This is a genomic window from Corallococcus sp. AB011P, from assembly GCF_003611605.1.
Lineage (GTDB): Bacteria > Myxococcota > Myxococcia > Myxococcales > Myxococcaceae > Corallococcus > Corallococcus coralloides.
In genome coordinates, this window is sequence record NZ_RAVX01000020.1 from 127364 (window position 1) to 152372 (window position 25009).

A 25009-nucleotide genomic window follows, 5' to 3' on the forward strand; every position below is an offset into this window, starting at 1 on the left:
CGAAGGCGCTACAGAAGCGATTCAGGGACGTCGACATGGCGCGAGCGCAGCCACTCGCCGAGCGCCTTGGCCTGTTGGTCGAAGCGGGTGGAGGATGAGACGCCCTCGCCCAGCAGGCCCTCGATGACGAAGTTCAGGGCGCGCAGGTTGGGCAGCACGTGCCGCTGGACCTTGAGCTCCCGCGCCTCCGGAAGCAGCGCGCGCAGCTGCTCCTCCGTGAGCGTGTGCACCAGCCAGCGCCAGGCCTCGTCGGAGCGGACCCAGACGCCGATGTTCGCGTCCCCGCCCTTGTCTCCGCTGCGCGCCAGGGCCACCTGGCCGAGCGGCACACGCCGGCAGGGTCCGGGCGGCAGCGCCGCGGGCAGCGACGGCGCGGGGACGGCTTCGAGCCCCCGCGTCTCCTCCGTAGGGCGCACGTCGATGCGCCGGCCATCCGGGAGCACCGCGACGTGCGGCACCTTCCGCGCATCCACATAGGCCGCGGTGTAGACGCCGAAGGGCGAAGCATCGCCGGGCAACGCGGGCAGGAAGAAGCCGGGGTAGCTGGACAGGGCGAGCTCCACCACGGCGCCGCTGAAGGAACGGCCAGCGACCTTCGGGTCGGCATCCTTCACGGTGACCCGCAGCGTCGCGGACGCCTGCTCCTCGCTCGGAGCGTCGGCGTGGTCGGTGCGCGCGAGCGTGTAGAGGACCTCGGCGGGCCGGGGCTTGAGCGTCGCGTCGAGCTGCGCCCGCACGAGCGCGGCCTTCTCCTCGATGTCCAGACCAACGAGCACGAACTGGGCGTCGCCGCGGAAGCCGCCCAGGCGGTTCAGGCACACCTTCACGTCCGGAGGAGGCGGCTCGCCGCGCACGCCTGACAGGCGCACGCGGTCGGTGCCGTCGGCGTCCACCACGATGGTGTCGAAGCGCGCCGTCGCGTCAGGGCCGGCGTAGCGGGCCCCGCCAATCTCATAGACGAGCTGGGCCTTCACGGTGTCCACGGTGACGGCGCCGCCAGTGTGCGGATGCTTGGTGATGATGCTGGAGCCGTCCGCGAAGATCTCCGCGAGCGGGAATCCGGGCCGGCGCACGTCGACTTCACCGAAGCGCGCGAAGTTGCCGCCGGTCGCCTGGGCTCCGCATTCCAGGACGTGGCCCGCGACCATGGCGCCCGCGAGGCAGTCCCAGTCGTCACGCTTCCAGCCGAAGTGGGCGGCCGCGGGACCGACGACGAGCGATGCGTCCGTCACGCGCCCCGTGACAACGATGTCCGCGCCCCCGTCCAGGCACGCGGCGATGCCCCAGCCACCGAGGTACGCGTTCGCCGTGAGGGGCTGGTCGAAGCCCAGTTCGTCCGCGCGTCCGACGAGGTCATCGCCTTCGACGTGCGCGATGTTGACGGTGAACCCAAGCTTCGTGGCGAGCGCGCGCAGGTCGTTCGCGAGCCCCTCCGGGTTGAGGCCCCCCGCGTTCGCGACGATGCGGACCTTGCGCTCCACCGCGAGGCCGAGCGTCTCCTCCATCTGGCGCAGGAACGTCCGCGCGTACCCGCCCGACGGGTTCTTCAGCCGGTCGCGCCCCAGGATGAGCATGGTCAGCTCCGCCAGGTAGTCGCCGGTGAGGACGTCCAGCGGACCGCCCTCCAGCATCTCCCGGAACGCGGAGAAGCGGTCGCCGTAGAAGCCGGATGCATTGCCGATACGCAGCGAACGCGCGTCCATCGCACCTCCTGAGCCAGGGAGCGGCGAGTCTGTCCCCCACGTCCGAATAAAGCAATCACGATTGCTTTTTTCTTCCCGCCGCAACACTGTGGCCCCATGAGCGGCACGGCGAGCGGAACGACGCGGCAGGAGCAGGAGCGCAGCCGGGTGACGCGGCAGAAGCTGATGACGGCCGCCATCGAAGTGCTGGTGGAGAAGGGCTGGGCGGGGGCGACCATGGGAGCCATCGCGGAGCGCGCGGGAGTGTCACGCGGCGCCTGTCAGCACCACTTCCCGACGCGCGCGGCCCTGGTCGCGGCGGCCGTCGAGCACGTCTTCCGCCAGCAGGTCGAGGAGCTGGTGCGGCGCGCGAAGGGCCTGCCGGAGAGCCGGCGGCGCGTCGAGCCGCTGCTGAACCTGCTCCACGACGTTTACGCCGGTCCGCTCTTCACCGCCGCGACGCATCTCTGGGTGGCGGCCGTGGCGGATGAAGAGCTGAAGGCCATCCTGCTGCCGTTGGAGACGCACGTCGGCCGCGAGGTGCACCGGCTCACTGTCGAGCTGCTGGGGCTCGATGAGCGCGACCGCGACGTCCGCGACGCCGTGCGTGCGACGCTGGACCTGCTGCGCGGCCTGGCGTTGGCGAACCTGCTCCACGACGACACGGCCCGGCGCCGCAAGGTGTTGGCCCACTGGGCGCGGACGCTCGAAGCGCAGCTCGCGCCCAAGCGCGCGACGCAGGCGGACTGAGCCCGGTCGCGCGTCTGCCTTCTGCCGGGCTCAGCAGCGGTAGAGGTAGCTCAGCGCGGTGATGTCCGTGCTGGTGAACTCACCGGTCGGGTTCGCGGGGAGGCAGGCGTTGAAGATGGACCCGTTCACGTAGGACGTGGAGGGCGTGCCGGGGATGAGGATGGCCCCTACGCCCGCAGTGCCCTCGCTGCCGCCGGTGCCACAGCTGATCACCTGGGAGTAGTAGTCCGAGTGGCGCATGCCGAGCGCGTGCCCCAGCTCGTGGGTGATGATGTGCTCGACCGTGTCGAGCGGCGCGGTGTTCCACCCCGTGCCGATGTTGATGGTCCCGTAGGGAAGGCCCCCGGAAGGATAGCCCGAGTTGTAGGCCATGCCCGCCACGGTCGCCGCGGTGATGTTCGCGTTGCAGCCGGTGGACGGGCCCCGCACCATCGTGAAGCACAGGCCCAGCGCGTTGTAGTTCTGGATGGCCAGGTCCAGGCCCTGGCTGAGGCGGCTGTAGCTGTTGAACGAGGACGTGGGGTTGATGCAGATCCGCCTCACGAGCGCCTTGTTGATGACGTTCGTCGTCCGGTACTGCTCCGCGCTGTCACCACCGGACTGGAGCATCTCGCGGGACGCTTCGACGCTCACCTGCCCGTCGCCGCCCACGTAGACGGATTCGTCCACGACCTGGATGTCGCCGGGCTGGAATCCCGCCTCGACCAGGTTGGAGACGATCTCCTGGTGCTCCTGCCCCAGGTCGGTCCCGCAGCCGGACAGCAACGCACCACAGCCCACCACGAGCACTGCCGCTCTCTTGAACATGGTCGTCTCCCCTCGGTCTGGCTTCAGCGCGCGACGATGTCGGCGTCCACCAGGTACGGAGACGCCGCGACAATCGCTTCCGTCGTCCAGCCCCGGTTGGCGCCACGGCCGGTCTTGTCGCAATCGCCGTCGGTGTGGACGCCCACCAGTTGGCCCTGACGGTTGAGCACGCCCGCGCCTGAGCTTCCGACCAGGGTGTCCAGGTCCACGTAGTAGACCAGCGAATTGCAGGCATCCAGGTACTCGCCTTCGGCGATGGACTTGGGCTTGCCCCGAGGGTGCTGGATGATGGCCAGCCTCTCGCTGGGAACGGCCGACAGCAGGACCGGCGTGACCTCGGGAGTCACGTCGAGCTGGATGAGCGCGTAGTCGGGTTCGAGCGATTGCTCGATGACGGTGCCCTCGGTGATGAGCGGGTCTCCGTCAGACTGTTCCTCGAAGTTGAAGACGATGAGCGACCGGTCACCGAGCGCGACACAGTGCCCCGCCGTCACCACCACGGGACCCGCGCTCGCTTCAATCAGTGTTCCGGTGCAGCGCCCGTCAATCAGGACGACCGCGTCCTCGACCGTCTGCGCGACGTCCGCGAACTCGCCCTGGTAGCTGTTGATGGGGGTCAAGTCAGCGGTCGGGCCACACTGCGTCTGGCCGCGAACCTCCGGAGGCGGACGCACCCGCGACGCCGCGGGGTCCTCACACACCACCGGATGGGAAACCGCGGGCACCTTCTCTTTTCCACAGGCCGCAAGGCCCAGGAGGATGAAGGTGCCCGCGAGGATGCGACCCCTCGGACTCATGAAGGACTCAAGGGGCCGCAACGCCATCGCTTAGTAGAGGGCGTTCAGCGCCGTGATGTCGGAGCTGGTGAACTCACCGGTCTCCGTCGAGCGGAAGCAGGAGTTCATGATGGAGCCGCCCACCGTCGCGGTGCTCGGCGTGCCGCTGATGAGGATGGCGCCCACGCCCGCGGTGCCCTCGTTGGAGGCGGCGCCGCCGCAGCTGATGGCGCGGTTGTAGTAGTCAGAGTGACGGAAGCCGACCGCGTGACCCAGCTCGTGCGTGATGACGTGCTCGTTCACGTCCACGCTGTAGCTCTGCAGGCCGGTGCCGATGTTGATGGTGCCGTAGGGGTTGCCGCCCGACGGGAAGCCCGCGGAGCCGCCGGCGCCGGACATGGTCGTCGCGGTGATGTTCGCGCTGCAGCCCGTGGTGGGGCCACGCGCCATCGTGAAGCTCAGGCCGCGCTGGTTGTAGTTCTGGATGGCCAGGTCCAGGCCCTGGCTCAGGCGGCTGTAGCTGTTGAACCCGGACGTCGGGTTGATGCAGATCTTCGTCTTGGTGGAGCTGACGAGGTTCGTCGTGCGGTACTGCTCCTGGGTCGCCTTGTCCGCAGGCTGGAGCATCTCGCGCGAGGCCTCCAGGGTCACGTGCGCGTCGCGGCCCACGTACACCTGGCCGTCAGCGATCATGATGTCGTCCGCGGGGAACCCGGCCTCGACCAGGTTGGAGACGATCTCCTGGTTCTCGCTCTCCAGGTCGGTACCGCAGCCAGACAGCAACGCACCACAGCTCGCCACGAGGACTGCCGCCTTCTTGAACATTCGTCGTTCCTCTGCGTTCGGGGGAGATCCGCTGCCGCCTGACCTTCCCGTCAGCCGCGGACAGCTTGCCCAGCCACTGAGCAACTGCCGGGCCAGCCGCGCTCCAGAGGGAATAACTGGCTTTTGTTGAATTGCTTGGAGCGCCAGCACTCCAGCTTCCAAGAATGTGAGCGTAACGAACTGTAACGTTTTGGGTCGCAAGTGCTTGTTGTGACGTGGTTTTTACCTGTCATCCCGCAACCCACTGATTTTCGGACACGGGTGTCTTTTCATCAGTCACCCTCCCCTGGGTCGCATTTACTCCCACTATTCAGGAAAAACGCACAGAACGTGCGATAGCTGCGAATTGAATCCACTCCCGGTATTTCCCGTCCCATGACCATGCGCCCTTCCCTCCCCCTCGCCGCGCTGTTGGGTGCGGCCCTGTCGTTCCTCCCCGGCTGCGAGAGCACGAAGTCGAGCGGCCCTTCCGCATCCGACACGCGGGCCCAGGACGCGGCATCCGTACAGGCCTCCGAGGCCTGGGCGCGCGCTCGCGTGGGTGACCGCGTCACCTACTCCTTCAATGCGACGCGGGGCCCCGAGCCTCGCGGCGGCGGCACCGCGCGCACGATCCAGGGCCAGCTGACGCTGGAAGTGGTGGCCGTGCAGCAACCCTGGGTCTGGGTGCGCGCGGCCTACCGCGATGAAGGCGGCAGGCCGCTGTCCCAGGTGAGGCTGGCGCAGGACCTGATCATCCCCGTGCGCGCGGACGTGTCGCGCCCGCTGGACGTGCCGCGCGGAGGCACGGCCACCGCCGAGGTCGCCTCCAGCGCGGGCCGTAGCTGGGAGGCCGTGCGCTACGTCAGCGACCAGCGCTCCTTCGACGGTCCCCTGCGCACGCGCGTGTACGCCAACGCTCCAGGCCCGCTGTACCTCGCCCGTGGCCTGATTGAAGCGAGCACGGAGTCCGCCGGCTTCCGCGTGCCGGGCGGATACCAGCTGAAGCTGCAAGAGGTCCGTGAGGGCTCGGCCGAGGCCAGCGCCCCGGTGCCCGCGCTGGAGCGGCCCCTGGGCCCGGGCGCGTACTACGAGCGATACGTGGACGTGGGCCCCGCGCCCGGCGTGCAGCGCGTGTGCTTCAGCGCGGAGCGCGGCTACCTCCTGCGCACCGAGGGCCCCGTCGACGCCAATGCCGCCCCCTGCTCCGACTTCTCCCAGGCCGAGCCGGAGCCCCTGGAGGAGCTGCTGATGGGGCTGCCGTCGGAGGTGGTGTTCACGGAGGACTGGCCGCCCGCCGCGGCGGCCAACGGCACCCGGGGCACGTTCAGCGCGGAGGGACACGACGTGCCCGCCCTCATCACCCAGAGCAACGAGGACGTCGAAGGCACCCAGCGCGTCTTCACCGATACCTACGCGGCCGACCCGTGGGCGCCGGGGCTCGCGGGCCTGCCGTATGAGGCGCGCTTCCAGCCGCTCGCCAACAGCACCGACCGCGTGGTGACGGGCGGCAAGCGCGAGCCGGAGGGCGGCACGCGCATCGTGCGCTGGGGCTCGTGGCTCGCGGGACAGAAGTGACGCGGGCGTCCGGGTGACACGCGTTACGGAGCGGGTGTGTCGCTCCGTGCGCTGTCATGGCCTCGCACCCATTCGACCTGGAGCACCGCGCCGGATGGGCGGTGCGTCCATTCCTGGAAGGACGCGCGGAACGCCTCCACGGCCGCGAACAGCGGACTGGACGGCTGCCACGACAACGCAGCCGCGTCCCGTGCCTCGCGCACGTCCAGACCGATGAGCAGCGTTCCCGCGGCCTGTGCGGATTGCATCGGACGCACCGAGAGACGCCGGTCTCCCTCCAGCCGGTACACCAGGGCCGTGACATGTCCGAGGACCCAACCCGCGACGACCTCCCGGTCCTCGCCGGTGGGTGCCTCGACGGACAGGCGCAACGCGGCCGATGGGGTCTCGTTGGCGCCCAGGGGCTGGAAGAGCGCAGCCCAGGCGGAAGGCATGCGGGAGGAGCGGGCCTTGACCACCAGCTCGCGGGCACGGAGCAGTTCCTCCCGGATGACGCGGTAGGTGGACCGCGACACGTTGCGCGCGGTGTTTCGAGCCGGGAGCGCGGGGGCGATGACGGGAAGGAGGTCGCGCTTGCCTTCGGGCCGGTAGCGCGCCGTTGCGGCCGTGAGCGTCACCGGCTGGGGCCACGGCCAGGAGGAGAAGGTGCCGAAGAAGTGCGAGAGCAGCGCCGCGTCGGACCGCATGGCATCCGGAGTCGCGCGGGTGCAGGCCCAGGCCGCCAGCAGCGTCCACGACAGTCCCCCGAGGTAGCCCAGCGCGTGCGAGTAGATGCCCCGGGCCCGGGCCCAGGCCTTCACCGCGCGCAGCAGGGTCCGGAACCGCGCGGTCCGTTCGGCGTCACGTGCGATGGCGTCCATCACGCCCAACGTGTCCGCCAGGCCCAACACGGCCCGGAGGCCCGCGGGGTCGAGCTGCTCGCTGTGCCGCTCGAGCAGCGTCAGAGGGTCATCCGGGGGCACGCCCTCCGGACGGCTCGCATAGGCCAGGTCGAAGCTCACGCCCCCGAGGGAGAGCTTCACCAGCGGGATGGCTGCGTCCGCCACGTAGCGGGCCGTGCCCGGTGCCAGTTCCTGGAGGAGCGCTTGCGCGAAGGCGTCGCGGGACAGCTCAGCCGGTCCGATGGCGACCGCGTCCACGTCACTGCCCGCGCCATCCGTGCCCAGGAGATAGGAGCCATACGGATGCAGCGTGGCGCCGATCCGTTCGCAATGCTGGCGCAGTTGATCCACCGCGGCGGTCCTGGCGGCGTGCCCTTCGTGTGACTCGACGGCGCCGATGGAGGCCAGTGCATCGCGCAGCGGAGCGTCTTCATGCTCCGGGATTGCGCGGGGCGCCTGTGCCAGGGGAATGCGCCGGATGACTTCGAAGGGCGTGTCACCCTTCCTCCGGATGAGGCAGAGCTCGCCCACGCGGAACTTCAGCGGTCGCCATGCGCGCTGCCACTCGCCGAGCGTGCGGACGATGTCCGCGGAGAGCGGGAGCTGTCCCACGGAGAGGTGGGGCGTGAAGCCACCGTGGGCGGACGAGGCGCATTCAGGCAGGGCCGCCACGAGCTTCGCGTGCAGGGCCGCCAGCGCGCCGGAGGGCTGGTCATCGGGGCGGAGCCACGCTGTGGCGTTGGCGCGGTGCTCGAAGTGGCCGAACGTGGAGAGCGTCACGTCGAAGGGCTCGAAGCCCTGGAGGGCATCCACGAGGATGGCTTCCGCCGTCTCGAAGTCCTCTTCCGGAACGAAGGGATACAGCAGCGTGATGTGAGGCATCCACCGCTGGAACTTCGCGTCGTGCTTCTTGCGCAGTGCCTGGATGGGGCCCCAGACATCGTCAGGAGGGATGAGCACCAGGGCCGTGTGGTGGACCAGCGCCGTGGAGGAGCGCGCGGTGAGTCCCACGAGGGATGCGACCGCATCACGCCGCAGGACACAGCGCAGTCCGAAGTGATCCGAAGCGAAGAGGACCTGTCCGCTGGGCCCGGGCGGCCCCGACAAGGGCGCTTCGCCGAAGAGCTCCACGGACTCAGGAGCGAGCCGGCCCGAAGGAGACGCCACCAGCACCCGGTCCAATCGCCGGAGCGCTCCCGAGACGGTGGTGAGCGCCGCCAGGCCGTTCAACCGGGGGTTGAACGTCTCCCCCGTTTCCGAAGGTCTCAGCGTGGGCCACGCATCCACGAAGCCGGCACGCGCGAAAGACTCCGCTTCCGGTGCACCGTCGCCGAAGTTGAAGTCACCGGCCAGCACCAGGTCCGGCGCCTCGGTATCGCTCGTGGAACCGAGCACGCGGGCCCATTCGAGGAGGGCCTCGACCTGCACGGCGCGCGCGGAGGCTCCTGACGCGTCCCGGTCGCTCGTCAGGTGCGGCGTGGCCACCCACAGGGTGCCGCCCGAGAGATGAAGCTCGGCGGTGATGATGCGCTTGTCGCGAGAGAAGACGCGTTGCCACACGGAAGCGAGCGGCACGCGCGACAGGAGCACCTGTCCGTAGGGCGTCACGGTGTGCGCACCGGGATCGTCAGACATCCAGTAGCGCTCACGCACCCAGGGTTCCGCGAGCAGGGCTTTGAGGAACGACGGGGTGACTTCCTGAAGAGCGATGACGTCCGCGCCAGTCTCACGGAGCAGCGCGAGCGCCGCCGGAGTCCTGCGCTCGCTCGCCAGCAACTCCGCGTCGTACAGGTCGAAGAGGACGTTGAAGGTGGCAACGGTGAACGGCGCCGCGGCGGGAAGCGCGTGGCCCGGATCACGGGAGGCCTGGGCCCATGCGCCCGAGCGTGCGTCGTACCGCCACGCGGGCAAGGACGTGAACCCCGGCACCGTGACGGGAAGAGGAGGCGCGGACTCCTCCACGGGCCGGGAGTTGCTCAGGAGGTCGATGCGCGCCTTGCGGTCCCACACCACCTGGGTCCCGCGTTTGAAGTACCAGACGCGGTGCCATGGAATCTCGCCATCGGGGACGAACGCCTCGAAGGGCATCTCCTCCATCGCGCCACGGTGCGCGTCGTAACCGACGACGAACTCGCGGGTGTCATGCCGCGAGTCCCACCGGATCCGGTGATACACCTCGCGGCTGGTCGTGAAGCGTTCCTGGGACATGGCGGAGCTCTTGGCGAAGGGTACTGGAAGGCACGCCAAGATGGGCCGCGCACGCGCCGCGTTGACGCGACGACTTGAGTCCGCCTGACACGCCCATCGCAAGGTCCAGCGGCTCAGCGCACGTTGCGTTTCACACGGCGGTCCTTCGCGATTCCCAGGTCCAGGAGTGCCTGCTCGAAGCGAAGTTGCCACCCAGGTGTGTGGATCAACCGTGTCGCGCCCCTGTGCTTGAAATGGCTTGCATGTTCAACGGCCCTGCGTCTCAGCACCTGCGTCGGTTCTCCATGCTCGTAGATGTAGGTGGCGTTTCCAGTCCTTGAGAACTCCACCGCCACGAGCCTCTCGAAGGACAACTCGAACGCACTGACATCGCCCTGCGGAAGCCGATTCGCCCGTCGGAACGCGGCTTGCTGTTCGACGGGCAGCGTCGCGAACTTCGAGTGCAGGGCGTCATACGTCGCTGAGTCCAGCCAGCAGGTGGTCCGACGGATGGAGCCCAGGTAGTTCAACCAGAACTTCCGCCGGTCCTGTTCGTGCATCGCGCGCTCGAAGAAGAACTCCAGGTCCTGCTGGATGAGCGCGGCCAGGAACTCATCGAACGCCGCTTCCCCCAATGCACGTACGGCCTGCCACGCCTGGGTCAAGGTCGTCAGCCGGGGATCGCCGAAGACACTGTCCCTGGCGATCAGCCGTTCCTCGAGCCGACCCCGAACGTCAGACGCAATCTGGCCATTCCCCCAGCACGCCAAGGTGGCGGCGACCACCGCGACACGGGCCTCCAGCGGAGCCGAAACCGCGACCTCATCCGTGTTGTTGTGCGGCATCCACGACCGCCCCAGGGGCTCATCCACGAGGAACTTCAATCCCTCCGCCACGTCCTGCCGGGCCTGAAGCCTCCGTAGCAGGTACTTCGCGATGACATGCCCAGCGTAGGAGTTCCCGGGCTTGAGACCGGAGTTCTTGAGCATCCCGACCACATCCACCACGGGATGGGCCAGCCAATGCTTCGCCAGCGTGCCTGGCCCATCAGGCCCCAGTGCCTCTTCGACGGACATGGGAAGCACCCACCGCAAGGCGCTCTTCTCCAGGGGACGCCGACCCGCCAGTTTCGCCCAGCCGCGTTGCGAAGCGGCGTCCTCGGATGAGCTCCAGTCACGGAGCCGCTGCCGCACCAGCCGGGGCAGACTCTCCGGGCTCTGGTCGAGGAACCAGGCCATGTGCTCCGGGCCCACCTCACGCCATAGGCCCGGCACCGCGCGTCGCTCCCGTCGCGTCAGGCTGGCGAAGTCTCGCGCATGCAGCTTCTTGAGCACCGCTGCGACGTCCAACGTCTGCCGCATCCTGACGAGGCGGTCGGGCTCACGGTCATCCGCACGCTGCTGGGCTGTCTCCACTCGGAGGAAGAGCTGCTGCATCCCCTCTTCCACCTGCTGCTGGAACGTCCCGAGCCCGGCCAGGACGACCTTCTGCCGTTCGCCTATCTCATCGAGCCAGTCGTCCAGTCCCATGGAGCCCCCCGCTACAATCGCAAGTCGCCGCGAACACGAAGCACGAGCCGGCGGTTGGACGGCTCACTCCCGGCGGTCCCAGGCCGGGGTGCGGTCTGGCCCCGTCCCGAAACCACGAAGTTCGCATCCAGGCAGTCGCGTTCGTAGCCAGCGTCCTTGAGCTGGTCCCGCACCGTGAAGAACACCTCCTGCGCACGGGATGCGCTGGCCCGGACGTTGTTCTCGAAGCTGAAGCGGGCAACCCCATTGCGCACGCCGCACTCGCCGCTGGTCCCCAGGAACGGACGGTCGTCCGTGTGGCCTTCGAGGATGATGGACGGCTCGGCCCCGGCGTCACGCATGGCATCCACGGCCACGCAGACCCGATGGATGAGGGGAACCGCGCCTTGCTGGAACTGCTCCACATACGCAGGAGGCGTGCGGCACTCTCCCAGACCGAACTGGAGGTTCTTGAACTCGATCTCCAGTGCGTTCACTCCACCGTCCAACCCACTCAGCGCGATGAACCCCCCGTCCAGGTCCGCATTCAGGACGACAAGGTCCTCCCGCAGTGACACCAGCGAGGCCTGCACCCCGTCCTTCTGGGAGTCCACCTTGCCGATGGCGACCTCCTTGTCCCGGATGGCCTCCTCACGCTGCTTGCGCGCTTCGAGGATGAAGATGACGGCCAGGAGCAGGAAGACCACCGCGACACCCGCCATCAGGTCCGCGAGCGACCTGTCACTGCTTTCGCCCGAGGAACTCATCGCCGCGCCACCTGCGGCCTCAAGGACTCCTTGAGCTGCTGCACCGTCTCCGTGAGGTCGTCCACGCCCTGGACGAGCTCTCCTGAAGAGCGATCCACCACGGAGTCGAGTCGGCGCATGACCTCCGTCCACTGGCTGCTCAGGATCTGGGCCTGCCGGCTGACGGAGTCCTCATAGGTCTTGGTCAAGGCATTGAGCACCGGGCCCACCCGGTCCACGGCCTCGCGTTGGGCATTGAGGAGCGTCTGCTCCTGCTTCACGACGCTCGAGCGCTCCTGGGACAGTCGCTGGAAGGCATTGGCCGTATCAATCAACCGCTGAGCCACTTCATCCATCTTCGTGGAGACCGCGCCCGCCTTGTGATGGGACTCCCCCACGCCTCGGGAGGCGGCAGCCAGCTTGTCCGCGGTGTCGCTCATCTGCTTCGTCAGGGTGCGAAGCCCATCCTGGGTCTCCCTCATGCCCCTGACGAACTCCTGCGACTGGGCCTGGAACTGCCCCATGTCCGACTCGGACCGGACGCGGAGCTCCTCCATCTGATTGCGAAGAACGCCGGACTGCTGCACGGAGTTCGACTGCATGTTCAGGGAGGCCTGCGCCGCGAGGCGCACCATCTCTCCGGAGCTTTCCCGCAGCCCGGTGAGCACGTCCTTGAAACTGCTCACGATGTTGGAACCGCTGCCCTCTAGCCTGTCCCGGACGCCGTCGAAGCTCCCCACCAACTCGGACACCTTTTCGCCCAGCGCCTCGACGGCGCGCTGGTTCTCGCTGCCCCACTGCCGCGCATGGCTGCCCAGGGTCTGCGTCATCACCTCGAACTGTTGTTCCAGCCGGGGCAGGACCTCCACGAGCCCCGCCATCTGGCGGGCCATGTCCTGGGACTGGGTATGGAAGCCACCCGACACGGAGTCGCGAAGCTGTTCGAGGATCCGCCCCAGGTCATGTTCCTGCTGTCCCGCGAGCGCCTGCTGGATGGCGTCCAGATGCGCGCGAACACCTGCCATCTCCAGCTGCAGGGCCGCCGTGAAGCCCATTGAGATGGAGCGCTGGAGGTCCGTCGCGATGTCGCGCACCGCCTTCTCGACGGAGCCCAGCTGCCGCGTGATGACGTCCCCGACCTGCTCCTTCATCATCGTCCCGAAGTTCTTCTGGACCTCTGTCCCGATGTCCTGGAGGGACACCTCCACGCTCTCCAGGTGGGACAGGCGGTCGGAGAGGTCCCTGCGGGTCTGGACGATTTCGGTCTTCAGCGCGCCCAGTGCATCCCGGCGGGCCGCAGCCAGGGAGATCTCGTGCGCGTCCAGGGTGAGCGTGATGCGCTCGAAGCTCGCGCGCATCGCATCCAGCCGCATCAGGAGCCGTCGCTCGGAGGAGAAAGCGAACGCCTGGAAGAAGAGCGTTCCCAGCAGGCCCGCCGCGGAGATGAAGAACTTGGCGCCCATCTTACCAATGGCTTGCGAGAGCAGGTCCGCCTGCGAAGCGCCTCCCGCGCCCGTGCTGGTCAGGGCCGCCTGGACCGGCCCCACCAGCACGACACCCAGCAACCCGAAGGTCATGACCAGGGCGATACCCGTCAGGTTCCTTCCAATCCCGTGCCCCATGGAGTGCCGGAACAAGGCGCGACAGGTCTCACGCAGCTCTCGCGAGGGCGACGAGCGCATGAGGATGGGACCTGAGACCTCCTGCTTCCCCGGAGGAAAAACGAGCTGCTCGCGGACGGCCCGCCACAGCGCGCGGCCCTCGTCTCGCGCGCCTGGCTCATCACGCCGCCCGGACAGCAGGTCCTCCAGGTGGACCTCCACGTCCTGGATGGCTTGCGCCAGCCGCTTGCAGCGCCATGCCACGGAGCCGAGCGACACGAGCGTCAATGTCACGATGATCAGCAGCGGAATCCGCAGGGACTCATCCTGCAAGACCGACAGGTCGAACATGGTTCAGCCCTCCCCCTCTTGAAACACGCCTGAGAACTGGTGGGCTTCTTCTGGAACGGGCGCCAGGAAGTCGCGGGCCAGCGAGCGCTTGCGCTCGACGAGTTCGTGGAGCCGCATGTCGAACCCCGCCTCCGCGCGGCCCTGCCGGTGCAGCAGCGGGTAGTAGACGTGGACGGGCCGGACCTGACCGATACGGTGGGCCCGGTCCGTGGCCTGGTCTTCCTTCGCCGGGTTCCACCAACGCCCGTAATGAATGACGTGGTTCGCGGCGACGATGTTGAGCCCAGCGCCCGCGGCGAGCGGACTCAGGAGAAGGACCTGGAACCCCCTGGCTTGAGAGAACGTCTGGATGGCTTGCAGCGCCACACGGCGGTTCTCTGGCTCTCCATTGATGATGGGGACGGACGCCAACCGGAACCTCTCCTTGATGAGCCCCGACAAGAGTTCCTGCATGGCGCGGGAGAGGACAAACACGAGGGCCTTCTCCGCGCTCCCGCTGCTCGCCCTCCCCTCCACCTGTTCCAGCAGGTCCAGGCAGAGGCGCGTCTTCGGACTCTCCCGGAGCGCGGTCGCCGCGTTCATCCCTCGCGCGTCCGTCAACAGCGCGGGGTGCTGGTAGAGCTTCTGGAGCGCCGCGAGGGCCCAGAATGCTCCGCGCTGCGAAGCCTGCCGGGCGATGAGCCGCTCCTGCTCTTCCTGAAGCGCCGTCATCTCGACGGCATGACGCTGGTAGCGCTTCTCCGGAAGGTCCTTGAGGGCCTCCGCCTTCTCGCGGCGCATGAGGGTGCTGTCGTTGGATGGGTACCGCAACCGGGTCCGGAGCGTGGCGGCCCCCTGCTCGCCGCCGTGTTCCTCCCGGAAGGAGGTCCGCGGACCGAAGACCCTTGGCGCACGGCTCTGGATCGCATCGTAGATGGCCCAGACATCGAACAATTCGTTCTCGACCGGCGTGCCCGTGAGCGCGACGGCGAAGGAACGCTTGAGCGCCCTGGCGGCGCGAGAACGCAACGTGTCCGGGTTCTTGAGGTTGTGCGCTTCGTCGAAGACGACAACGTCGAAGTCCACCTTCAACAAGGAGCGCTGGTAGGCCCCCAGCGTTTCGTAGTTGGTGATGATCAACCGCTGCTGCGCGAGGAACTCGGTGTTGAGCCCGTCCCCGCGCTTGACGGCCCGGAGCTCCGCCCCATGCAGGATGAAGGGCGTCCGCCAGAGGTCCTCCTGGAAGAAGCGGGCGAGTTCCTGCTTCCAGTTATCGAGCAGGATGGTCGGACAGACCACGAGCTGGGGCCGCGCCATTCCCTCCGCCGTGAGCAACCTCAAGGTCATGAAGCACGCGACCTGCAGGGTCTTGCCCAATCCCATGTCGTCCGCGAGCAGGACGCCAGGGGACCCCGCCTGGGCGTGCCGCCACAGCCATGCCAGGCCCTCTTCCTGATGCGGCTTGAGGGCCACTCCATTCTGGAGGGCACCGCGCAACTGCGCCCAGGGAACGGGAGGCGGCTCAGGTGACCGTTTCCCGTCGCCGGCTGGAGTCGCCACGTCCCGAACGATGGCGCCAATCCTGCCTCCGGGCCTTGGCGCGCCACCAGCCGCCTCCGTGCCATCCCCCTCCTCCGAGGATGGCTCCGACAGGTTGAGCGCGATCCGAAGCTGGCGGCCCAGTGCTTCGCTCGGAGCCAGTTGCTGCCCCCCAACCGTCAGCGGGCTGGGACTCCCTTCCGCCAACGCGGCATCGTTCTTCTGGAGGACGTCCAGTGCCTCCTCGCGCGAGTTCAACTGGATCCGCAGAGGCCCCTCATCGACATGAAGGGTCAGCGCGAAGCCTTCAGCGGCCGTCGTCGGCTCGAACCAGTCGAGCCCGGTCGCTTCACGCCCCTCACCGGGCTGTCGCCCGCGCAGGACTTCGAACCCCGCGACCCGGGGTGAGTACTGCGAGAGGTCCAGGCTGGAATCGAGGTTCCGCCCCTCCGGAATCAGGAGCGAGGGGTCGTGCAGCTCCCGCGTCACGTCGACAGGCAATCGCTTCTGCAGAGGCCGGGTCCGCGCCAGGACCTCATCGGTGCCCTCCGGAAGCAGCAAGGGCCGCCGGCTGTCGTTCCCCGCGATTCCTCCAGGTCGCACCGAGGAGAGAGGAAACGGCGCCTGGGTTCCATCCTCGAAGACCGCGAAGGGCTGCAAGGAGACGAGCTCCGTGGCTTCGGGATCGGATTCCCAGCGCAATCCCAGCCGGGCCACCGGGCGCGGCTCGAAGGTCTTGAGAAAGCCAGAGGGACTGAACTGGATACGGCCTCCGAGCAGCCCGGTGACGTCCTCCAGCAGGCCTCGCAGCCGGATGACCACCGCCAGTTGCTCCTGCGCGGATGCATGGGTCGCGATGCGCGCTTCGGAGCAAGCCCAGGCGGCGGTGGGAGTCAGAGGGAGGGGCGCTCCCTCTTGAGGGGCCATCACCCAGGGGAAGACGTTCCCCGTCACAAGGACAGGCTCATCGTCGACCCGGACCCTGTACTGGGCCCTCGCGCCACCGGGGATGCCCACGACATCCCAGCGAATGGACTGCGTCTCAAGTCCAAGCAGGTCCATCAGCAGATGCTGCAAGGAGGCCCATTCCTCGCGCAGCCACCCGCGTTCCTCCTCGTCCGCGCCCGCGTCACTGGGACGACCCAGCGCAAGCCATTGCTCCCGGGAGAAGCACAGGCGTTGAGCTTCACCCCACCCTTTCGAGGTCCACTCGTCCCAGCGAAGCTGGACGCGCGAGGACAGCTCCGGGTCCAGAGCTGTCAACGAGATGCACAACCGGTCGTCTTCAATGGACCAGCGTGGGTTCTGAGCGCGAGAGCTTGAGTTCACGGGGAAGGCCCTCCGCGGGAAGTAGCCTGCCCGGGCTCCGCCGAACCATTACCCATACGGGTTATTGCGTGCCTTCACGGCATGAGGAAGCCCTGAAGACGGCACTCGCATCCCTGTTTTCGATATACGGCGCCCATGGGTGATTGGGGACAGGTGACGCTCTTCCGGACGGACGATCTCGACTCGCTGGGACGTGCCATCAGGGATATCTGCCTCGCGGAAGGGCTCGTGGCAGGGCCCTACGTGCGGCGCAAGCGAGAGACATGGGACCGGATGCAGTACGGAACCGGCGCGACCTCCGACCGGTGGGCCCTGGCCCTTGGAGCCGGCCTCGGAGGCTGGTCCGTCGTCAAGACGGCTCCGTTGGAACTGCTCGCGGAGCCCGGTATCTCCGGCGAGCACAGACTGGGACTCATCGCGCGCATGCTCGGGTGCGAAGCGCTGCACGTCTCTCTGTATGACGGGACGGCGATGGTGATCGCGTAGGCCGCGCCGACGGGTGAAGTCGTGCTGTCCGGCTACTCGATGGACGGTGCGATCTTCCATGGCGTCGAAATCGAGGAGCACCGTCTCGAGCCCAGGCTCGAGGGCCCGGGCATTCCACCCTCCGTCAAGGAAGCACTCGGGCACTTCCTCTCCGATGGCTTCGACGAGTTGATTGAAAAACTCGCCGGACAGCACTGGGTCGACGTCTCGCTGAAGCTCATCGAGGGCGACGAACTCCCGTCAGCACGCGTGTTTTCATTCATGCGTCCTGCGCTCGAAAAGATGCCTCCGCTCCGGGTGAAGCTTGCGGTGGAGGAGCATCCACTCGGCACGCGCTACGTGCTCGATGAGGGCGTATGGCTCACCAGCGGCAGCATCGAGGCGGAGACCTCGGCGTTGGGCGCCGCTTTCGTCGGAAAGGTCGCTCGCTGGCTTGAGGTTCCTGTCACGCTTGAACCCGGCGTGCCACGCTCCCTGTTCTGCGTGCGTGCGCCTCCGAGCGAGTACACCCAGCGCGCTGGCGTCGAGACGGAGCTGGTTTCCCTCGGCGACAACGGAGGTAGCGAATTCCTCCTGCACGCCTCGCGGGACATTGGAAGCGCGGAGCTCGAGGAGTGCAGTCCCCATCAGCGGAGCCACCTTGTCGCTCGACTCACCCATGCCCTCGTGGGTGCGCGTACGAACGACCATGCGGCGTACCGAGACTTCGAGCGCGTGTTCAATGAACCGACAACGCATGCAGTGGGCGCGTTCGCGGGAGAGCGGCTCATCACGGCGTGGTGGCGGCTGGGACGTTCGGCGGTCGCGATTGAAGGTCGCGAGGCCTTCGAGCTGCCGGGGCTCTGCACCGCCATCGCCAGTACGCCACGACAGCTCGCACTCGCGCTCGTCACGCCAGGACACGTCAACGGACGATCCCAGGGCTACGGACAGAAGGATCGCTCGGTCGTTGTCGTCATCGACGTCGACACTGGCGAAGTTCGCGAGGCGCTCCGCAGCGACGAGCACCTGACGTTCGGCTTCACGCAATTGGCCTTCGCCGGTGACGTGCTCGGAGTCAGTGCCGAGCGTGACGGTGTGCCCATCATCGTGATGATGGAAGGCGAGTCTCGGACGGAATTGCCAGGCGACTTCAGTGAGTGGGCGCAAAGCGCGACGCAGCCGCCGCTCGGAGTTGACGGCCTCCATTCATCGCATGAACCGCAGCGCCCCCTCTGTGATGCGGCGGGCCTCGAACCCGTGGCGTTCTCCACGAGCGGCGCACGGTGCCTCGCGCGAATCGACGCGCGCAGACTCTTCGTCGGGAAGCGCGCGGGGCGCGGCGAGTAGGCCTGCATCGGACAGCAAGCGCCCGGAACACGCTGGCCCGTGTCTTGCCATGAAGCCCTCATGGAGGAAGACACGGAATGGGTATTCGCGCAGGCGTGGTGGGGACGGGGTTGGTGGTCTTCTCTTTGTTGTCGGCGGGTTGCAGCGACCAGTCCCCGACAGTCGATCCGCAGGAGGGAACCGTCACGGATCCGTCCGATGGAAACGAAGTTCCCTCGCTCCCCCCTCCGGGTTCCCTTCCGGACGCCGGCACGCCCCCTCCGGGTGAAGATGGCGGGACACCCGATGCCGGCGAAACTCCCGACGCGGGGACGCCGCCGGATCCCGATGCCGGCACCGGCGAGACGCCCGACGCAGGACCGTGGCCCACGGACGCGGTGCTCGACTACACACGCTCGTACGGCGCCGGCACGCCCCAGAGCGTCGGCGTGGATGAAGGGCTCAACCTCTGGCTGCTCGACGGCCGCCGCATCGGCGTGCTGCGCCCGGGCGACACCCAGCCCACGTGGACCTCCAACGTCGGGCAGGCGGCGGAGCCGTTCGGCCTGGAATCGCTCGCGACCGGCTCCACGGTCATCTGCGGCGGTGAGGCCGGACGCGCATACGTGGGCTATTCCGCCAACGAGATGAAGCGTGCCGAGGGCATCGAGCAACGCACGTACATCCCCTGGAGGGGCGAAGCGGGCTACTCCGCGGAACGCTTCGCCGAGTACCGGAAGGGAGACCTCGACGCGGTCCGCCTCCAGCCGGACGGCAGCATCAAACTCGAGGAGCACCTCTGGCGCACCACCGGCGCGTCGAACGCGGGCCGCGAGGCGGGCATCCACAACACCAATGACTTCCACTACGAGGAGGACCGCACCGTCCTCAACTGCGCTCGCGTGACGCGCGGCCGCGACCGCGGCGACCTCTACATCACCACCAACCACGGCGTGACACGCATCCAGGGGCTCACCTACAACAGCCACCGCCACCCGGGCTGGTACCTCTACGAGGACGGCTCGGAATGGGGCTCGCTGCAGTGCCCCTACATGCACGGCCTGGGCATCGGGCAGAACGGTGACGTCCTCGTCGCCAACGAGCAGATGGTCGGCGTGCTCGTGCCCAGCCCCAAGCTGGAGGAGTGGGACCGCGAGCACACCTGGGAAGGCCCCACGCCCTGGTCGTTCAAGAGCTACAACGACGCGCTCAACGGCCAGACCACCGACGACTACTGGCGCGCCTTCGAACAGGTCCGCTCGGGCCGCTACTACCTGGGCAGCGAGCAGTACGGCGTCTGGGCGCTGACGCCGAAGAACCGCTCGACAGGCAGCTGGTCGAAGCTCGCGGGGCTGCCGTCCAACCGCATCCGCTCGCTCAAGGCGACGGACGACGGCGCGCTCTACATCGGCACCGACGGCGCCGGCCTCTGGCGGCTGGAGCCCGATGGCACCACGCTGGCCCAGGTGAAGGACGTGTCCGGCCAGCGCGTCCTGCAGCTCGTCTACGAGCCCACCGTGACGCCGAGCATGCTGCTCGTCCTCACCAACCAGGGGCTCACCGTCCTCCGGGGACCGTAAGCCCCGGTCCTCAGACGAGCTTCGCCAGGGTGGGCAGCACCTGTCCGCTCAGTCCCTGGACGAAGTGATGGAAGCGCTCCGTGTTCGCGGCGGACTCGTAGTTCACGAGCCACGTGTCCCCGCGCACGGAGCGCACCTCGTCCACGATGCCCGCCGCGGGCCACACCGCTCCGGACGTGCCCGCGGCCAGGAACACCAGCCGCGTGCCATCGTCGCGCGTGATGAACTCGCCAATGCGCGCCAGGTCGTTGGGGTCCAGCATCTCCCCGAACCAGACGATGTCCGGCCGCAGCCGGCCCCCGCAGCCGTCGCACTTCGGCACCGTGCCCGACGGGTGCACGGAGGTGTCGGCGAAGGGTGCACGCTGGCAGTCCGCGCACTTCGTGCGGAAGAGGTTGCCGTGCATGTCCACCACGCGCTGGCTGCCCGCCTTCGTGTGCAGGCCGTCCACGTTCTGCGTGGCCAGGAGGAAGCGGTCACCCAGGTGCTGCTCCCAGCGCACCAACGCGTCGTGGCCCGGGTTGGGCTTCACGTCCGCCGCCCCCGTCCGGCGCTGCGAGTAGAAACGCCAGACGAGCGCGGGGTTCGCCTCGAAGCCCTGCGGGGACGCCACCGCCTCCACGGGGTGGTTCTCCCACAGCCCGTTCATGCCCCGGAAGGTGGGCACCCCGCTCTCCGCGGAGACTCCGGCGCCGGTGAGTACGAGCAAGCGGGTCTTCGAATCCAGGACAAGCGGTTCCACACGACCTCCAGTGCCAGCGGGCACGAGGGTTGTTAGAAGGGGCGAGACGGAATTCCTGACAGAGGACCCCATCATGGCCGAAGTCACCCTGGATCTGCGCGGTCAGCCCAAGACCGAGGCATACGCCGAGCTGAAGACGCATGCGCTCGCCATCCTCGAAGGCGTGGATGACGACATCTGCGCGATGGCGACGATGAGCTGCCTGCTGCACAACGCCTTCGGCCACCTGTGGACGGGCTTCTACCGGGTGGTGACACCCGGGAAGCTGCTGCGCGTGGGCCCCTACCAGGGGACGCTCGGGTGCCTGGAGATCACCTTCGGCAAGGGCGTGTGCGGCACGTCCGCGGCCAAGGGCGAGACGGTGGTGGTGCCGGACGTGCACGCCTTCCCGGGCCACATCACCTGCGACGGGCGCTCCGCGTCTGAAATCGTGGTGCCGGTGTACGGGCGCGACCGCGAGCTGCTCGCCGTGCTCGACATCGACTCCGAGCACAAGAACACCTTCGACGACGTGGACCGCGCGGCGCTGGAGGACCTGATGTCCTGGTTCCAGCACCGCGCGGCCTGATTCCGCGCGGCGTTCAGCGCTTCGCGAGACGGGCGTAGGCCACGGCCAGCGCCCCCGCGAAGCGCGCGTTGTTCTCCAGGAGCGCCAGGTTCGTCTTGAGGGTCTTGCCCCCGGTGCGCTTCGCCATCTCGCCCAGGAGGAACGGCGTCACGGCCTTGCCGCGCACGCCCTGCCGGTCCGCGTCCGCCAGCGCCGACGCGATGTGCAGCTCCACGTCGTTGCGAGGCAGCGCGGCCTCCGCCGGAGGCGGCACGGTGTAGAGCACGCCCCCCTGCCCCAGCGTCTCGAAGCGCGCGTGGGCGATGCGCGCGGCGGCCTCCGCGTCGTCCGCGCGGTGCTCCAGGGAGAGGCCGGACTCGCGGCTGTAGAAGGACGGCAGCTCGTTCGTGCCCACGCCGATGACGGGCACGCCCGCGGTCTCCAACAGCTCCATCGTCTTGGGCAGGTCCAACACGGACTTGGCGCCCGCGCACACCACGGCGACGGGGTAGCGCGACAAGGCCGCGATGTCCTGCGAGATGTCCCAGTGCTCGGAAGCGCCCCGGTGCACGCCGCCGATGCCGCCGGTGGAGAAGACGCGGATGCCGGCCGCCGCGGCCAGCTCGCACGTGGCGCTCACGGTGGTGCCGCCGCTGGCGCGGGTGGCCACCGCCACGGCCAGGTCGCGCGAGCCCACCTTGAGGAGCTTCTCCTTGCCCTCGGCCAGGCGGCGCAGCGTGGCGTCCTCCAGGCCAATCCACACCTCGCCGTCCACGAGCGCGATGGGCGCGGGCACTGCGCCGGCGCGGCGAATGGCCTCCTCGCACGCGCGAGCGGCGGCCAGGTTGTCGGGGTACGGCAGGCCCTGCGCGACGACGCTCGTCTCCAGCGCCACCAGTGGCAGCCCGGAGTCCTTCGCGCGCCGCACCTCGTCCGAATAGCGGAAGTCCATGGGCGGGCATTTACGCCACGGCCCGGGCGGCCGGACAAGCACGGGCGAGGGGAAACGTCGGCCCGGTGTCGCCTCCCCGAGGAAGAGCACCGCGCGTGCGTGTCACCCGCCAGGGAAGCGGTGCGGGGCCGCGTGTTCGTTGCAGCTCCGTCGGTTGCATCCGGCCTCGCGCCGCCCTATGCCCCGCCGCCGTGAGCACCTCGTCGCCAGCGGTCGCAGCGCCTGCCCGTCTCCTCTCCGCCTCCGACCTGGCGATGATCGCCGTCGTGGTCGTCTGGGGGACGAACTACACCCTGGTGAAGGACGCGCTGGAGGGCATGCCGGCACGGGCCTTCATGTCGCTGCGCTTCGGGCTCGCGGCGCTCGCGATGGGGCTCGTGTTGCTCGCGGTGGAAGGCCACAAGCCGATGCCGTGGAAGGCGTTCCTGCGGCTCACCGCGCTGGGGTTCGTGGGCAACACGCTGTACCAGCTGTGCTTCATCGAAGGCCTCTCGCGGACCACGGCGGCCAACAGCGGCATGCTCACGGCGGTGAGCCCGGTGGTGACGGCGGCGCTGGGCGCGGCGCTGGGCATCGAACGGCTGCGGCGCCCGGTCGTCGCGGGGCTCTCGCTCGCGGTGGTGGGCACGCTGCTCGTCGTGGGCGCACGAGGACCGAACCTGGGCGCGGAGACATGGACAGGTGACGCGCTGATCGTCGGCAGCTCGCTGTGCTGGTCCATCTACACGGTGGGCACGCGAGCCGTGGGAGAAGGCATCTCCGCGCTGCGCGTCACCGCCATCACCATGCTCACGGGAGCTCCGGGGGTCGTGCTGGCCGGCGCGTCCCAGGTCATCACGATGGACGCGTCGCGCGTGGGTGCCGCGGGCTGGGTGGCGCTCGTGTATTCGGCGCTGGTGCCGCTGGTGCTCGCGTACTTCGTGTGGTTCCGCAGCGTGCAGCAGGTGGGCACCAACCGCACGACGCTCTACGGCACCGGCATCCCCGTGGTCGCCGCCATCACCGCCTGGGCCGTCCGTGGTGAGCGCCCCACCCTGTTCCAGATTCTCGGCGCGGCGCTCATCCTCACGGGCGTGTTGATCAGCCGCCGCAAGGACACCGCCATCACGAAGGCCTGACCGCGCTCAGCCGCGAGTCCCCCGCTCCAGCGTCAGCCCGTACTCCTCCATCTTCCGGTCGAGCGTGGGCCGGCTGATGCCGAGCAACTCCGCCGCGCGGACCTTCTTCCAGCCGGACTCGCGAAGCGCCTCCGCGATGGCGTCACGCTCCAGCCGGGCCACCTGCTCCTGCAACGTGCGAGGCGCCTGCCCCACCGCGCCCTCGCGCACCTCCGGAGGCAGCTGCGGGATGCCCACGTGGCCCGCCGCGTACACGCGTCCCAGCCGCTCCGCGACCAGCTCCAGCTCACGCACGTTCTGCGGCCACGGATACTCCGCCAAGAGGCGCCGGGCCTCCGGTCCCAGCACCGGCGCTTCCCGCCCGCCATGCCGGGCACCGCGCAGCGCGAAGTGCTCCAGCAGCACCGGTACGTCCCCCCGCCGCTCCCGCAGGGGCGGTACCTCCAACTCGAAGCCCGTGAGCCCCCGGGCCAGCGCCGCGTCGAACTCCCCCCGGGACGCGAGCCGAGATACCGGTGAAGCACTGGTGGCGACGATGCGCACGTCCACGGGCTCTTCCCCGCCCTGCCGTGCTGGAGCCGCGCGCCGGGCCAGCATCCGCGCCAGCCGCTCCGCCGCGGGCCGGGGAAGCGCTTCCACGTGGCGAAGCAACAGCGTGCCCGCGTCCGCGCGCAGCACCGCGGACGTCACTGGAGGCTGGCCGGGCGCGCCCGCACGGCCGAAGAGCGCCACCTCCACCGCCTCCAGGGACTGCCGGCACTCCACCGTCACCCACGGCCCCAGCGCGCGAGGGGACTTCCCGTGGAGGAAGTGCGCCAGCAGCGCCTTGCCCGTACCCGGCTCGCCGTGCAGCACCACCGGGGCGGCGCTGCCCGCCGCCCGCCGAGCCTCCTCCACCACGCCCCGGAACGCCCGCGACGTCCCCAGCGGCGTCACCCACGGCGTCTCCGCGGCCTCCGCCTCTCCGCGAGAGCGCACCGCCGTATACGCCTCACCGCCCAGCCGCCCCAGCGACGCGAGCAGTTGGCCTTCGCCCTCGGTGAACGGCGACTCCTCGCGCTCCACGTACAGCACGCCAAAGGGCATCCCGCCCGAAGCCACCAGTGGCGAGCACAGCGCCGTGTCCGTCCGCCCCAGCTCCTTGCGCTCCAGCGCCGCCTGCACCAGCGCGCGAGGCACCTCCACGGACGCCGCGCCGGACACCGCCGCCGTGCGAAGCCCCTCCGGCCCGCTCAGGAGCGCCGCGGCGCGGTCCGCGTTGAGCGCGTGCGCCGTCTCCTCCGACAGCCGCCGCAGCACCATGGCCTCGCTGGTGGCCCCCAGCAGCGCCGTCCCCGCCGAGTACATCACCGCGGCCGCGCCCACGTGCGGCAGCACCTCCTCGATGGGCACGTGCTCCGGCTCCGGGGCAATCACGCCGGAGGGCTCGTCGACGATGGACACCGGCGGCGGCTCGTACACCGCGATGGTGGCGCCCACGCGCATCCGGTCGCCCGGCCGCAGCACCGCCTCTTCCTGGAGCGCCAGCCGCTGCCCGTTGAGCAGCGTGCCATTGGTGGAGCCCAGGTCGCGCAGCCGCACCTGTCCCGCAACGGGGTCCAGGAACAGCTGCGCGTGGCGGCGCGACACCTGATCGTCTTCCAGCGGGATGTCGCAGGAGGGGCTGCGGCCGAGGGTCAGCTGGGAGACGACCTCGTACCGGCGCCCCGCCGAGGGGCCCGTGAGCAGCAGCAATGCCGGCATGCGGAAGAGAAGCCT

At 68.9% G+C, this 25009-nt stretch carries 19 protein-coding genes; 7 read left to right on the plus strand and 12 right to left on the minus strand.

Annotated elements, in window-relative coordinates; all coding sequences use genetic code 11:
• Positions 1-8 precede the first annotated feature (8 nt).
• Positions 9-1703 (minus strand): acyclic terpene utilization AtuA family protein, encoded by a 1695-nt coding sequence (locus D7X30_RS33880; RefSeq protein WP_120567123.1) that lies wholly within the window; start codon positions 1701-1703, stop codon positions 9-11.
• Between the two features lie 96 nt (positions 1704-1799).
• On the opposite strand from D7X30_RS33880, the gene D7X30_RS33885 reads away from it, so the two are divergent.
• A complete protein-coding gene (locus D7X30_RS33885; RefSeq protein ID WP_120567124.1) occupies positions 1800-2432 on the plus strand; it encodes a TetR/AcrR family transcriptional regulator in 633 nt (210 codons plus the stop codon).
• A gap of 30 nt (positions 2433-2462) precedes the next feature.
• Here D7X30_RS33885 and D7X30_RS33890 read toward each other — a convergent pair whose 3' ends face one another.
• The 3 genes from D7X30_RS33890 to D7X30_RS33900 are packed head-to-tail and all read right to left on the minus strand — an operon-like array spanning position 2463 to position 4840.
• Positions 2463-3239, minus strand: coding sequence for a zinc-dependent metalloprotease (locus D7X30_RS33890; protein WP_120567125.1), 777 nt, complete (start codon positions 3237-3239; stop codon positions 2463-2465).
• A gap of 23 nt (positions 3240-3262) precedes the next feature.
• Complete coding sequence (locus D7X30_RS33895) at positions 3263-4063, minus strand: serine protease (protein ID WP_120567126.1); 801 nt, start codon at positions 4061-4063, stop codon at positions 3263-3265.
• Between the two features lie 3 nt (positions 4064-4066).
• Positions 4067-4840: a zinc-dependent metalloprotease gene (locus D7X30_RS33900; protein ID WP_120567127.1), complete on the minus strand. Its 774-nt coding sequence runs from the start codon at positions 4838-4840 to the stop codon at positions 4067-4069.
• A gap of 375 nt (positions 4841-5215) precedes the next feature.
• Here D7X30_RS33900 and D7X30_RS33905 point away from each other — a divergent pair, with 375 nt between their 5' ends.
• Complete coding sequence (locus D7X30_RS33905) at positions 5216-6397, plus strand: DUF6068 family protein (RefSeq protein ID WP_120567128.1); 1182 nt, start codon at positions 5216-5218, stop codon at positions 6395-6397.
• A gap of 23 nt (positions 6398-6420) precedes the next feature.
• Here the strand turns inward: D7X30_RS33905 and D7X30_RS33910 are convergent, their stop codons facing one another.
• The 5 genes from D7X30_RS33910 to D7X30_RS33930 form a co-directional block, all read right to left on the minus strand.
• On the minus strand, positions 6421-9486 hold the full coding sequence (locus tag D7X30_RS33910; RefSeq protein WP_120567129.1) for a poly(A) polymerase: 3066 nt from the start codon (positions 9484-9486) through the stop codon (positions 6421-6423).
• Positions 9487-9599: 113 nt separating this feature from the next.
• On the minus strand, positions 9600-10994 hold the full coding sequence (locus D7X30_RS33915; RefSeq protein ID WP_120567130.1) for an EH signature domain-containing protein: 1395 nt from the start codon (positions 10992-10994) through the stop codon (positions 9600-9602).
• Between the two features lie 11 nt (positions 10995-11005).
• A complete protein-coding gene (locus D7X30_RS33920) occupies positions 11006-11740 on the minus strand; it encodes a hypothetical protein (RefSeq protein WP_120567131.1) in 735 nt (244 codons plus the stop codon).
• Positions 11737-13671 carry a hypothetical protein gene (locus tag D7X30_RS43215; RefSeq protein WP_233591950.1) on the minus strand — a complete coding sequence of 645 codons (1935 nt, stop codon included), beginning with the start codon at positions 13669-13671 and terminating at the stop codon, positions 11737-11739. The genes D7X30_RS33920 and D7X30_RS43215 overlap by 4 nt, the downstream gene beginning before the upstream one ends.
• 3 nt (positions 13672-13674) lie before the next feature.
• Positions 13675-16266 (minus strand): DEAD/DEAH box helicase, encoded by a 2592-nt coding sequence (locus D7X30_RS33930; protein ID WP_233591952.1) that lies wholly within the window; start codon positions 16264-16266, stop codon positions 13675-13677.
• Positions 16267-16653: 387 nt separating this feature from the next.
• On the opposite strand from D7X30_RS33930, the gene D7X30_RS33935 reads away from it, so the two are divergent.
• The 3 genes from D7X30_RS33935 to D7X30_RS33945 all read left to right on the plus strand — a co-directional run bounded on the left by D7X30_RS33935 (position 16654) and on the right by D7X30_RS33945 (position 19892).
• Positions 16654-17004, plus strand: a complete 351-nt coding sequence (locus D7X30_RS33935; RefSeq protein WP_120567132.1) for a hypothetical protein — start codon at positions 16654-16656, stop codon at positions 17002-17004.
• A 21-nt stretch (positions 17005-17025) separates the two neighbouring features.
• Positions 17026-18333 carry a hypothetical protein gene (locus D7X30_RS33940; RefSeq protein ID WP_120567133.1) on the plus strand — a complete coding sequence of 436 codons (1308 nt, stop codon included), beginning with the start codon at positions 17026-17028 and terminating at the stop codon, positions 18331-18333.
• Positions 18334-18410: 77 nt separating this feature from the next.
• The gene (locus D7X30_RS33945) at positions 18411-19892 is read left to right on the plus strand and encodes a two-component regulator propeller domain-containing protein (RefSeq protein ID WP_120567134.1); all 1482 of its coding nucleotides are present in this window, start codon (positions 18411-18413) and stop codon (positions 19890-19892) included.
• A 10-nt stretch (positions 19893-19902) separates the two neighbouring features.
• Here the strand turns inward: D7X30_RS33945 and D7X30_RS33950 are convergent, their stop codons facing one another.
• Positions 19903-20601 carry an NAD-dependent deacylase gene (locus D7X30_RS33950; RefSeq protein ID WP_233591954.1) on the minus strand — a complete coding sequence of 233 codons (699 nt, stop codon included), beginning with the start codon at positions 20599-20601 and terminating at the stop codon, positions 19903-19905.
• Between the two features lie 106 nt (positions 20602-20707).
• Between D7X30_RS33950 and D7X30_RS33955 the strand changes: the two genes are divergently transcribed.
• Positions 20708-21202, plus strand: coding sequence for a GAF domain-containing protein (locus D7X30_RS33955; RefSeq protein ID WP_120567136.1), 495 nt, complete (start codon positions 20708-20710; stop codon positions 21200-21202).
• A 13-nt stretch (positions 21203-21215) separates the two neighbouring features.
• Here the strand turns inward: D7X30_RS33955 and D7X30_RS33960 are convergent, their stop codons facing one another.
• The gene (locus D7X30_RS33960; protein WP_120567137.1) at positions 21216-22133 is read right to left on the minus strand and encodes a pseudouridine-5'-phosphate glycosidase; all 918 of its coding nucleotides are present in this window, start codon (positions 22131-22133) and stop codon (positions 21216-21218) included.
• A 191-nt stretch (positions 22134-22324) separates the two neighbouring features.
• Between D7X30_RS33960 and D7X30_RS33965 the strand changes: the two genes are divergently transcribed.
• A complete protein-coding gene (locus D7X30_RS33965; RefSeq protein WP_120567138.1) occupies positions 22325-23251 on the plus strand; it encodes a DMT family transporter in 927 nt (308 codons plus the stop codon).
• Between the two features lie 6 nt (positions 23252-23257).
• Here the strand turns inward: D7X30_RS33965 and D7X30_RS33970 are convergent, their stop codons facing one another.
• Positions 23258-24994 (minus strand): FHA domain-containing protein, encoded by a 1737-nt coding sequence (locus D7X30_RS33970; RefSeq protein WP_120567139.1) that lies wholly within the window; start codon positions 24992-24994, stop codon positions 23258-23260.
• Between the last annotated feature and the right edge of the window lie 15 nt (positions 24995-25009).